Here is a 12,325-nt window from a genome sequence, read left to right as displayed (position 1 = left end):
CGATAATTAAAGTGAACGGTATAGACTGTGAGTAAAACAATTCAAGCAATTCGAGGCATGAATGATTGCCTTCCGACACAATCTCCACTTTGGCACAAAGTTGAAGATGCAGTTAAAAATGTAGTCAGTTCTTACGGTTACAGTGAAATTCGTATGCCAATCGTTGAGGTGACGAATCTATTCAAACGTGCTATCGGTGAAGTCACCGATGTGGTTGAAAAAGAAATGTACACATTTGAAGATCGTAATGGTGACAGTTTAACCTTACGACCTGAAGGTACTGCAGGTTGTGTACGTGCTGGTATCGAAAATGGTTTAATTTATAATCAAGAACAACGCTTATGGTATATGGGGCCAATGTTTCGACATGAGCGCCCGCAAAAAGGCCGTTACCGTCAGTTTCACCAAGTTGGTGTTGAAACGTTTGGCCTGCAAGGTCCGGATGTCGACGCTGAGCTTATTATGATGACAGCGCGTTTATGGCGTGAGCTAGGTATCGATAAACACGTACGTTTAGAACTAAACTCAATTGGTTCTGTCGAATCACGTGCAAACTATCGCGCAGTATTGATTGAATTCTTAGAACAACACATTGATGTGTTAGATGAAGATTGCAAACGTCGTATGTATACCAACCCATTGCGTGTTCTTGATACTAAAAACCGTGATATACAAGCCATATTAGTGGATGCGCCGCAATTGGCCGATTACCTTGATGATGATTCAAAGGAACATTTTTCAGGTCTTTGTGCTCTATTGGACGCAGCCGGTATCAAATACCAAGTTAACCAACGTCTTGTTCGTGGTTTAGATTATTACAATAAGACGGTTTTCGAGTGGATCACTGAAAGCCTAGGCGCTCAAGGTACAGTGTGTGCTGGTGGCCGCTATGATGGTTTAGTCGAACAACTTGGCGGAAAACCTTCGCCAGCTGTTGGTTTTGCCATGGGGTTAGAGCGCTTAGTATTAATGCTTGAAACCTTAGAATTAAATGATGTTCGCAATGCGGTCGATGTGTATCTTGTTACCGCAGGTGAAGGTACTTTAATTAATGGTATGAAGTTAGCAGAAGAGCTTCGTGAAAACGTTCCAGGTCTTCGTCTTATGACTCACTTTGGTGGTGGTAACTTTAAAAAACAATTTAAACGTGCAGATAAAGTTGGTGCATCGATTGCATTGGTTCTGGGCGAAAATGAAGTTTCAGAAAACACCGTCGTAGTGAAAGATTTAACTGGGGGCGAGCAACAAACCCTAGCGCAATCTGAATTGGCGGCTTATTTAGCGAATGCTATTTAATTAATCATTTATAGAATTTTGGAAAGAGGACAGGACGTGAGCATCTTCGACGCTGATGAAGAACAACAAGTAGAAGCAATTAAAGATTGGTGGCGAGCGAACGGTAAGGCCGTTGTTATCGGTGTTGTTGTAGGGATTGGCGGTATTATTGGCTGGCGCTACTATCAAGACACGATTACGAATGAGCAAGAAGCCGCTTCTCATGGTTACACTGCGTTGATTGAAAATATTCAAACAAATGGTGTTGCTGCAGAGAAATCTGCACAAGAGTTTATCGATGCTAATGATAAAACATCTTATGCTGTTTTGACGTCTTTACAGTTAGCAAAAGTGCAAATTGATGCGAATAAGTTAGATGATGCATTGACTCAACTTCAATGGGCTCAAGCTCATACAGATGATGAAACGCTAACACCAATCATTGCTTACCGTACAGCGCGTGTACTTTCAGCTCAAGGAAAGTATGACGATGCGATTGCTAAGATTAATTCAGTAAAATCTGAATCTTGGAAAGCGCGTAATCAAGAATTGATGGGTGACATTTATCTGCTAAAAGGTGATAAAGAATCGGCCGTAAAAGCTTACACACAAGCACAACAAGATGGTTCGACCGATCAAGCGTTACAAATCAAAATTGATGATCTTGCGAAGTAAAGGATGTCTTGCATGAGAAAAATGTTCAATCGTAGTTTAGCACTAACGGTCATTACACTTGGATTACTAGGTTGTTCAAGTGAAGAAGACACAATTGTGATGTCACCTTTACCGGTAGTTAAAAGTGAATTTACACCGAGTACGGAATGGACTGCATCTGTTGGTGATGGGGTTGGGCACTTTTTCTCTAAATTGTCACCAGTTTATGCTTACGACAAAGTGTTTGTCGCCAGCCGTGATGGCGAGATCAAAGCTTTAGATCCAGAAACAGGTAAAACTTTATGGAAAAAGGATCTTGGTGAAGACAAGCCAGCTCGTTTATCTGGTGGATTAACAGCATCCTATGACAAGCTCTATATTGGCTCTGAAAATGGTCAAGCTTACGCTTTATCGGTTGATGATGGCTCTATTGTTTGGCAGAAAACTGTTGATGGTGAAGTCTTAGCTAAACCATTAGCCGATGAAAGCCTTGTGATGTTTCACACCAGTAAAGGTTCATTGGTTGCTCTGAAACAAGATACAGGTGATAGTGCATGGGAAATCAGTAATGAAGTACCTAACTTAACTTTACGTGGTGACAGTTCTCCTGTTTCTGTTTCCGGTGGTGTTTTCTGGGGTATGTCGAATGGTCGTTTAGCTGCAGCGCTGATTGAAAAAGGTCAGTTATTATGGCAACAACCAATTGGCACACCAAAAGGTTCAACTGAAATCGATAGATTAGTTGATGTTGACTCGACACCATTAATTATTGGCTCTAGCCTTTATAGTGTTGGTATTAATGGGCAATTGGTTGGTATCGACTTACGTTCAGGTACGCCAATTTGGAAGCGCACTTATTCTTCAGCCACAGATTTAGCCAGTGACGGTAGCCGTATTTTTGTTATTACGGACAAAGATCATATCTCAGCCGTTGATGTTCGAAGTGGCACACAGCTTTGGAATAATGATTCATTGCAGTACCGTCAACTTACATCACCAACTATCATTAATGATTACTTGGTGGTTGCGGACAATGAAGGTTATTTACATTGGATTGATCGCACCACGGGTAAATTTGTTGCTCAGCAACTGATTGATGATGAAGGCATTGCTGTCGCACCAGTTCAGCTTGATGATGGCTTTGTTGTAATGACTCGTGATGGCGAAATAAAGAAAATGCAGATCCGTTAGGGATCGTGATATAATCTGCGACCCTGATTTATCAGTGTATGAGTAATCGGCTCCTATCCAATTTGGATATATAGGAGCCGTTGTTATTCTTAGCCATAAAGTTTCATGAATGAATTCATAGAATGGCTAAGAAAAGGTTGTTGATGAAGTAGTTATAGGTAAGAGGTAATGTGAATGACACTTACCTATAACTGCTGTAGTTATTTTAGAAGATTTTGAGGTAAATATGATTCCTGTAGTGGCTCTAGTTGGGCGTCCAAACGTTGGTAAATCTACGTTGTTTAATCGTCTTACACGCACGCGTGATGCATTGGTTGCAGACTTTCCGGGCTTAACTCGGGATCGTAAATATGGCCAAGCAAAATCCGGTGAACACGAATTTATTGTGATTGATACCGGTGGTATTGATGGCACTGAAGATGGTGTTGAAACTAAAATGGCAGAACAATCACTCGCTGCGATTGAAGAAGCGGATGTTGTATTGTTTATGGTCGATGGACGCGCTGGTTTAACCGTGTCAGATGAAGCGATTGCTCGCCATCTGCGTATGCGTGAAAAACCAACCATGTTAGTTGTTAACAAAGTCGATGGTGTGGATGCTGATGCAGCAAGTGCTGAATTTTGGCAATTGGGTATGGATAAAATCTATCAAATTGCAGCGGCACATGGCCGTGGTGTAATGAGCCTGATTGACAAAGCATTGAAGCCATTTTCAGACCAATTGGCGGAAGAAGAAGCCAAGTTAAAAGCTGGAATTGAAGACCTAACAGACATTGTTGACGAAGAAGAAGAACAACTAGAATATACTGAAGAACAAGCGGAAGCTGAATTTAAACGCCTGCAAGATCAACCGATCAAATTAGCGATCATTGGTCGACCAAATGTGGGTAAATCAACACTGACTAACCGTATTTTAGGTGAAGAACGTGTTGTGGTCTACGATATGCCGGGTACCACGCGTGATTCTATTTATATCCCAATGAAGCGTGATGAGCGTGAATACGTTTTGATCGATACTGCTGGTGTTCGTCGCCGTAAGCGTATTAATGAAGTAGTTGAGAAGTTCTCGGTGATCAAAACGCTCAAAGCAATCGAAGATGCCAACGTTGTTTTGGTGATTATCGATGCGCGTGAAAATATTTCGGATCAAGATCTTAGCTTACTGGGTTTTGCTCTTAACGCTGGTCGTTCTATTGTTATTGCGGTTAACAAATGGGATGGCTTAGATAGCGATGTTAAAGAAGCAGTGAAAAAAGAATTAGACCGTCGTTTGGGTTTTGTTGATTTTGCACGCATTCACTTTATTTCTGCATTACATGGTACAGGTGTAGGTCACTTATTCGAGTCTGTACAAGAAGCGTATAAGTCCGCAACTACACGTGTTGGTACATCGGTACTGACTCGTATAATGAAGATGGCGCAAGATGACCACCAACCACCATTGGTCCGTGGCCGTCGCGTGAAGATGAAATATGCACATGCTGGTGGCTATAACCCACCAATTATCGTTGTGCATGGTAACCAAGTGAAAGAATTACCCGATTCTTACAAACGTTATTTAATGAACTACTTCCGCCGCTCATTGGAAATCATGGGGACACCAATTCGGATCCAATTCCAAAATAGTGAAAACCCATTTGAAGGCCAAGTAAATAAATCAAGCGTTACAGAGGCGCAAAAACGTAAGCGCATGGTTAGTTTGATTAAACGCGGTCGCAAAAAACAGTAATAATATTTATTGTTTCAGATGAAAATGAAATACCACTTCAAGTCGAAGTGGTATTTTTTTATCTTCAATGCTCCAATCATCGGTTATGGAGTAGTTTTTATCAACCCAAGCTTGTCCATTTTCAGCATTCTAGGCAGTATATTCAATAGAAGCCGCTGATTATGATCATCACCTTCATTTGCCAGAATTTCATAGTTATAAGCCTTAATTTTTTAATAGTACTTTATAGAAGCACAGAATAATGGAGCAACAAAATGGTAATCAGAAGAGTATGAACTGGAAATGGCTTCAACTGTGAAGCAATGATCTTTCAGTTTAATAGTCTTTTGAGTGGTTTTTACAATATTGAAAATATTGGATCGTTGGGTTTTCAATAAATAATTTAGATTAATGTTCTATTTTAAATTGAAATGCAGAACATGTAACTTATGCTTTCGGGATATGGTGATATAAATATTCTTAATGGGGTAGATCGCTGATCAAGAGGAAGAAAGCATAGGATCGGAGAAAGATCTAAAATGTGATAAGAAGGTGGTACACCGCAGCGACCTTATGTTGGTATAGATCGCTGAGTGTAAATATTGAAGTGGCTAAGTACTATTTTTTCTTGGCAGTAATGATGTACTTTTTCTCAAATTCAGTTTGCCCCATTGGACGATTCCAATAGTAGCCTTGCATAAAGTCACATTTTAGGAATTGAAGATGGCTGCAAACATCTTGGCTTTCAACGCCTTCTGCGACGATTTGAAGATCAAGCAATTTACCGAGTGACAGAATACCTTTGACCAATTGGCTCGATTTTTGAGACTTATTAAGATTGAAGATGAAGCTTTTATCAATTTTAACAACATCAATCGGGAAATCGTGCAAGTGGCTGAGGGATGAAAATCCGGTTCCGAAATCATCGAGCGCAATTTTCACACCTGCTTTTGCTAATTTTTGACAATGGCTCATTACTTGGGCTTCATTACTCAACAATGCCGTTTCTGTAAATTCGAGCAATATTGACGAAGGATTAATATTTTGGGCTTTTAACTTGCCGATAACTTTATCAGCGAAATCATCTTGGCACAGTTGAGTGCTTGAAATATTGATGCTGACATAAAAATCCGGATTAGGTTGTTGTTCTTTTTGCCAACCATGTAAGCAGCGTAACGCTTCATCTATGATCCAATCGCCCAATGGGTTCATAGCGCCACATTGTTCTGCTAATGGAATGAATTCATCTGGGTATATCATCCCGAATTTCGCATTTTTCCAACGCACTAAAGCTTCACATCCGACGACTTCGTCAGTGAGTGCTGAAATAATAGGCTGATAATTTAAGTAAAACTCTGAGTTTGCAAAGGCAGAAGAAAATTGTTGGGTAACTTCGTAATAGTGTTTTCTTTTTTCTTGTTGCTCTGGATTGAAAATATGGAATGTTTTGCCAGTTGATGTGCCTTGGGTACAAGCCACCGTCGCCATATCAAGCAGTTCTGAAAATGAAAACTCTTTATCGTAAGAAAACGCACAGCCTATGCTGATAGGCACTGTGATGCTTTTTTTATTTAATGCGATAGGGTGTGAAAATAATGCGTGTAATTGGGAAGCTAATTGTTCTGCTTCGCCCTGAAGATCATCGCCTTTTTGCGTCTCTTGCACCAAGATCATTTCAGAGTTACTGATGTAATAAATATCAGCATTGCTTGGCAAGATAGCTTTAACTTGTTGATAAAACACTTTGGTGAGTCGTTGTGCATCCAGTAAACCTAAGTTATCTCGAATATCATAAGCTTGAATATTACGAATAAATAAAATGGTTAAATGTCGGTAATCTTTATTTTCATAAGCATGTTGAGCTTGAGATTGTGTCGGCAAGTTTGTTAATGAATGATAATGATCCCTTTGTTGGATCTCTTGACTTAGTTTTTGGTTCTCATCTTGAAGAGTAAGAGACGTTTCAATCGAACGGCCCAATAAAGACATAAGTTGAGTGATTTTACTATCAAAGTAACGCTCTTTACGATCAAGAATACAAAATGTGCCATAACACTCTCCATTTGGAGAATGAATAGGAATGCCGTAGTAAGCTACCATGCCGATTTTTATATCTGGGTTATTCTTCCATTCGTCTTGTTGCAGCGCGTTTCTGACATGGAGAGGTAAACCTGTAGTAGCGACATGGTGACAATACAGATCATCTGAAATCGGTTCTTTATCACCAACATGGTATGGATTGTCGTCACCACGGCTACTGACCAAAACTTCCATGCATTTAGAATCACCACGCATGATAAGAGCGGCAGGTACTTGAGCAATTTCTGCTACTAGATCCACTATATCTTGCCAAAGTGGTGGCAAAGTATTGGATGAATCGGTCGCATTTGCTGATGATGAAAAAAATTTATTGGTCATAGGCCATCAATCGAGTAAATAGAATCCAACTTTTTTTAACACAAACATTGTCTTAAAAAAGGATCACTTGACTATAGAGTATACGATACCATCAGAAAACGTGGTGTTAATTTTTTGACCAGAATGTAATTGTTTAGATTGGGTGATCAATGTCCCACTATCATCTTTAGTGATTGAATAACCTCTTTTTAATGTTGAAAGAGGGCTAACGGTGTCTAATTTCTCTGCTCGTAAAGCCAGCTGATGCTTATTTTGGGTTAATCGATTTTCAATTGCCTGAATAAGTCGATCTTGCTTTTGTTGTAAGCTGTACTGATGGCGACTTAATGTATTAATCGGTGAATAAAAGCTGAGGCGTTGCTGGGTACGATCCATTTGGTTGTGTAGGATGTCTGTTTTTTTACGCATGGCACGTTGTAGGCGTGCGAACAAATCATCCAAACGTTGGCTTTGCTTCTCTAATTGATAACGAGGGTGCTGTCTTTCAAGTTGATGGGTGAGGCGGTTAAGTTGAACTTTTTGCTCGCTTAAATAGTGCTTCCATGCGCTTTGCAGCCTTTGTTGTTTTGTTGTGATCGCTTGATCTTTATGGCTGTTATCTCTGCTCACTATTTCCGCGGCGGCAGAGGGAGTAGGGGCTCTGACATCAGCCACAAAATCAGCAATCGTGACATCTATCTCATGACCAACGGCGCTTACAATCGGTATTTGACTTGATGCTATGGTTCTTGCCACTATTTCATGGTTAAAACACCACAAATCTTCTAGCGAACCACCCCCACGGCCAACAATCAAAATGTCGCATTCATTACGGCTGTTTGCTCGTCCAATCGCTTGCGCTATTTTAAAGGGGGCTTCTTCCCCTTGCACTACGGTTGGGTAGACAATTACCGGTAAACTTGGATCGCGACGTTTTAATACATCTAAAATGTCATACAATGCCGCGCCCGTTTTGGAGGTAATGACGCCAATGCATTTGGGGTTTTGTGGTAAAGCTTGCTTTAAACTTTGGGCAAACAAGCCTTCACCAGCTAATTTCATTTTTAACTCATCGAACATTTGTTGCAGGCGACCATCCCCTTCAGGCTGCATACTTTCGATAATCAGTTGGTAATCACCACGCGGTTCATATAATGATAATCGAGCCTTAACCAACACTTGATTACCATTGGTGGGTTTAAATGTAACGCGTCGGTTATTTCCTTTGAACATGGCGCACTTCACCTGAGCGCGTGAATCTTTTAACGAGAAGTACCAATGCCCTGAAACGGGCGCGGAGAAATTAGACAGTTCACCAACGAGCCATACGATCCCCATTTCATTTTCTAGCAGCATTCTGACTTCTGCATTTAATCGTGAAACGGTAAATATGTTGGGATTACTATTAGAAGGCATTGGCACGGTTAATCTCGTAAATTTAACGATAAAAGATGCTTTTAGTATAGCTGTAATCAGTCTATAAATGCGAATCTATAGGCTGACACTCATGCAAATCCGGTTGTTTGCAGTAATAATTATGCAAATAAACAAGCATTGAATTCATTTAGTCTCAATTCATCAAACTTTCACATAAAAAACTCATAAAAACGGCTAGTCAAACGATTGCGCGAGGCGTATAATCCCGCTGCAATATCAAATCCCAAATTCATTTTGTTATGCGAAACGACGAAATGGCTTTATCGCTTAAGGTTTTGTGTTTATTTAAGCCAATACCAACAGTGGGATTTATCCTTCTAACACTCTTATGTGAGATATTGCAATGTTACGAATCGCTAAAGAAGCTTTAACGTTTGATGACGTTTTACTTGTCCCTGCACACTCCACTGTTCTTCCAAATACAGCTGATCTTCGCACTCAGTTGACGAAAAAGATCACTCTTAATGTACCTATGATCTCTGCCGCTATGGATACGGTAACAGAAGCTCGTCTGGCCATTGCTCTCGCTCAAGAAGGCGGAATCGGTTTTATTCATAAGAATATGTCGATTGAACAGCAAGCCGAAGAAGTACGTTTGGTGAAAATCTATGAAGCCGGTGTAGTAAGCAACCCTGTGACTATTCGCCCAAATGCGACCATTTCTGAAATGAAAGTATTGGCAGAAAAAAATGGTTTTGCAGGCTTCCCCGTGGTAACAGAAAATAATGAACTGGTGGGTATTATTACCGGCCGTGATGTTCGCTTTGTTACTGACCTAAGCAAAACTGTTGAACAAGTGATGACACCAAAAGATCGTTTAGCGACGGTAAAAGAAGGTGCACAACTAAAAGACGTTCAAAAATTAATGCAAGAACGCCGTATTGAGAAAGTATTAGTGGTTAATGATGCTTTCCAACTTTCAGGCATGATCACCGCTAAAGATTTCCAAAAAGCAGAACGTAAACCGAATGCTTGTAAAGATGAGCAAGGTCGCCTACGTGTTGGCGCAGCCGTTGGTGCTGGCGCGGGTAACGAAGAGCGCGTTAAAGCGTTAGTTGAAGCCGGTGTGGATGTTCTACTTATCGACTCATCTCATGGCCATTCTCAAGGCGTATTGGATCGCATTAAAGAAACTCGCGCATTATTCCCAGATCTACAAATCATTGGTGGCAACGTAGCAACTGCTGCTGGTGCTCGTGCATTAATTGATGCGGGTGTCGATGCGGTAAAAGTTGGTATCGGCCCAGGTTCAATCTGTACTACTCGTATCGTAACCGGTGTTGGTGTTCCACAAATTACCGCTATTTCAGAAGCCGCAAGTGCTGCTGCTGAGTTTGGTATTCCTGTTATTGCTGATGGCGGTATCCGCTTCTCTGGCGATATTTGTAAAGCGATTGCCGCTGGCGCATCTTGCGTAATGGTAGGGTCAATGTTCGCTGGTACTGAAGAAGCACCGGGTGAAATCATTCTTTACCAAGGTCGTTCATACAAGTCTTACCGTGGAATGGGCTCATTAGGCGCAATGTCTCAAGGTTCATCGGATCGTTATTTCCAATCAGATAACGCGGCTGACAAACTGGTTCCTGAAGGCATTGAAGGCCGCACTGCTTATAAAGGTCGCCTCAAAGAGATCATCCACCAACAAATGGGTGGCTTACGTTCAAGCATGGGCTTAACCGGTAGTGCTACGATTGAAGATATGCGTACTAAGGCCGAGTTCGTTCGCATCTCTGGTGCGGGCATGCAAGAGTCGCATGTGCATGACGTGCAAATCACAAAAGAGGCTCCGAATTACCGTCTAGGTTAATTTGGGTTTCTGCGCAGAACGTTCGATCTCATGATTAAAGAAGCGCCATGACTGCTGTCAACAGCGTATCTTTTTCTAGAACTCGAATCTTCTGCTTTGAAATGTGATGTAAAAAATTTAAAGGTGTGAGTTGTTGGAGTGAAGCAAAGATATGCTTTTCAAAACTCGCACCACTATCAACCTTGATAAGATTATTAGAGAAAACTAATGACGACTAACATTCATGCGCAGCGCATTTTAATTTTAGATTTTGGTTCACAGTACACTCAATTGATTGCTCGCCGTATCCGTGAAATCGGTGTTTATTGTGAATTGTGGAGCTGGGATGTTGATGAAGCGGATATCCGTGAATTCAATCCTAACGGTATTATTTTATCTGGTGGCCCTGAAAGTGTTACCGAAGCGGGTTCACCTCGTGCGCCTGAATATGTGTTTAACGCTGGCGTTCCGGTATTTGGTATCTGTTACGGCATGCAAACCATGTCTGAGCAATTGGGCGGTAAAGTTGCCGGTTCTAATGAACGTGAATTTGGCTACGCTCAAGTAAAATCCGTTGCTGATTGTGCATTGTTCAAAAACATTGAAGATGCCATCTCTGAAGACGGCAAGCCTCTGCTTGATGTATGGATGAGCCATGGTGACAAAGTGGTTGAGATCCCAAGTGATTTCACCAAAGTTGCTCAAACGGATACTTGTCCATACGCTGCAATGGCCAATGATGAAAAACGTTTCTACGGCGTACAATTCCACCCAGAAGTAACTCACACGCGCCAAGGTTTGCGTATGCTTGAGAACTTCGTACTGGATATTTGTGGTTGTAGCAAGCTCTGGACACCATCTTCTATTATCGAAGATGCTATTGCTCGCATTAAAGAACAAGTCGGCGATGATGAAGTTATTCTTGGCCTATCTGGCGGTGTGGATTCTTCAGTTGTTGCTATGCTTATCCACCGTGCGATTGGTCCTAAACTAACTTGTGTGTTCGTTGATAACGGTTTATTGCGTTTAAATGAAGCTGAACAAGTGATGGATATGTTTGGCGATCACTTCGGCCTTAATATCATTCATGTTGATGCGGAAAACCGTTTCTTAGATGCACTTGGCGGCGAAGCAGAACCAGAAGCAAAACGTAAGATCATCGGGCATGTATTCGTTGAAATTTTTGATGAAGAATCAAAGAAATTGCAGAATGCGAAATGGTTAGCACAAGGTACGATTTACCCTGATGTGATTGAATCTGCTGCCTCGAAAACAGGCAAAGCACATGTGATTAAATCTCACCATAACGTTGGCGGCTTGCCAGACGATATGGAAATGGGCTTAGTAGAACCATTGCGCGAGCTGTTTAAAGATGAAGTGCGTAAGATTGGCCTTGAGCTTGGTCTGCCGTACAACATGCTTTACCGCCACCCATTCCCAGGGCCTGGTTTAGGCGTTCGTGTGCTGGGTGAAGTGAAGAAAGAATACTGTGATTTATTGCGTCGCGCGGATGCTATCTTTATTGAAGAGCTTCACGCGGCCGATCTTTACAACAAAGTCTCTCAAGCATTCACGGTATTCCTACCAGTACGTTCAGTTGGCGTAATGGGCGATGGCCGTAAATACGATTGGGTAGTTTCACTGCGTGCGGTAGAAACCATCGACTTTATGACCGCGCATTGGGCACACTTACCTTATGATTTCCTTGGTAAAGTATCAAACCGTATCATCAATGAAATCGATGGTATTTCTCGTGTGGTTTATGATATTTCTGGTAAGCCACCTGCCACGATTGAGTGGGAATAATCACTAAAATTGTTCGACCTTAACTATCTAGTTTAGTTAAGTAGGCAAAACAGACCGCCTGATCATTGTTT

At 41.4% G+C, this 12,325-nt stretch carries 8 protein-coding genes; 6 read left to right on the top strand and 2 right to left on the bottom strand.

Annotated elements, in window-relative coordinates; genetic code table 11:
- Positions 1-27 precede the first annotated feature (27 nt).
- The 4 genes from hisS (at position 28) to der (ending at position 4,849) form a co-directional block, all read left to right on the top strand.
- A complete protein-coding gene (gene hisS, locus A1QC_RS02590; protein WP_017024451.1) occupies positions 28-1,296 on the top strand; it encodes a histidine--tRNA ligase in 1,269 nt (422 codons plus the stop codon).
- A 36-nt stretch (positions 1,297-1,332) separates the two neighbouring features.
- Positions 1,333-1,950, top strand: coding sequence for a YfgM family protein (locus A1QC_RS02585; protein WP_017024450.1), 618 nt, complete (start codon positions 1,333-1,335; stop codon positions 1,948-1,950).
- Positions 1,951-1,962: 12 nt separating this feature from the next.
- Complete coding sequence (bamB, locus tag A1QC_RS02580) at positions 1,963-3,120, top strand: outer membrane protein assembly factor BamB (protein ID WP_017024449.1); 1,158 nt, start codon at positions 1,963-1,965, stop codon at positions 3,118-3,120.
- A gap of 226 nt (positions 3,121-3,346) precedes the next feature.
- Positions 3,347-4,849 carry a ribosome biogenesis GTPase Der gene (gene der / locus A1QC_RS02575; protein WP_017024448.1) on the top strand — a complete coding sequence of 501 codons (1,503 nt, stop codon included), beginning with the start codon at positions 3,347-3,349 and terminating at the stop codon, positions 4,847-4,849.
- 597 nt (positions 4,850-5,446) lie between these two features.
- On the opposite strand, the gene A1QC_RS02570 is transcribed toward der, so the two are convergent.
- Positions 5,447-7,246 (bottom strand): sensor domain-containing phosphodiesterase, encoded by a 1,800-nt coding sequence (locus A1QC_RS02570; RefSeq protein ID WP_017024447.1) that lies wholly within the window; start codon positions 7,244-7,246, stop codon positions 5,447-5,449.
- Between the two features lie 63 nt (positions 7,247-7,309).
- Entirely contained in the window at positions 7,310-8,563 is a 1,254-nt protein-coding gene (xseA, locus tag A1QC_RS02565) for an exodeoxyribonuclease VII large subunit (RefSeq protein ID WP_431305833.1), read from the bottom strand.
- Positions 8,564-9,005: 442 nt separating this feature from the next.
- On the opposite strand from xseA, the gene guaB reads away from it, so the two are divergent.
- Both guaB and guaA read left to right on the top strand, forming a co-directional pair.
- Positions 9,006-10,469 (top strand): IMP dehydrogenase, encoded by a 1,464-nt coding sequence (guaB, locus tag A1QC_RS02560; protein WP_017024445.1) that lies wholly within the window; start codon positions 9,006-9,008, stop codon positions 10,467-10,469.
- Positions 10,470-10,676: 207 nt separating this feature from the next.
- Entirely contained in the window at positions 10,677-12,254 is a 1,578-nt protein-coding gene (gene guaA / locus A1QC_RS02555) for a glutamine-hydrolyzing GMP synthase (protein ID WP_017024444.1), read from the top strand.
- The last annotated feature ends 71 nt before the right edge of the window (positions 12,255-12,325 follow it).

This window comes from Vibrio rumoiensis 1S-45 (assembly GCF_000286955.2).
Lineage (GTDB): Bacteria > Pseudomonadota > Gammaproteobacteria > Enterobacterales > Vibrionaceae > Vibrio > Vibrio rumoiensis_A.
Note: the sequence above shows the minus strand (reverse complement) of the source record. Positions and strands in the feature narration are given on the sequence as shown.

What these genes read in the sequence shown, in the direction of transcription:
- A1QC_RS02570 (WP_017024447.1), bottom strand. Translation starts at nt 7,246, where the DNA reads ATGACCAATAAATTTTTTTCATCATCAGCAAATGCGACCGATTCATCC.
- guaB (WP_017024445.1), top strand. Translation starts at nt 9,006, where the DNA reads ATGTTACGAATCGCTAAAGAAGCTTTAACGTTTGATGACGTTTTACTT.
- der (WP_017024448.1), top strand. Translation starts at nt 3,347, where the DNA reads ATGATTCCTGTAGTGGCTCTAGTTGGGCGTCCAAACGTTGGTAAATCT.
- guaA (WP_017024444.1), top strand. Translation starts at nt 10,677, where the DNA reads ATGACGACTAACATTCATGCGCAGCGCATTTTAATTTTAGATTTTGGT.
- xseA (WP_431305833.1), bottom strand. Translation starts at nt 8,563, where the DNA reads ATGGGGATCGTATGGCTCGTTGGTGAACTGTCTAATTTCTCCGCGCCC.
- bamB (WP_017024449.1), top strand. Translation starts at nt 1,963, where the DNA reads ATGAGAAAAATGTTCAATCGTAGTTTAGCACTAACGGTCATTACACTT.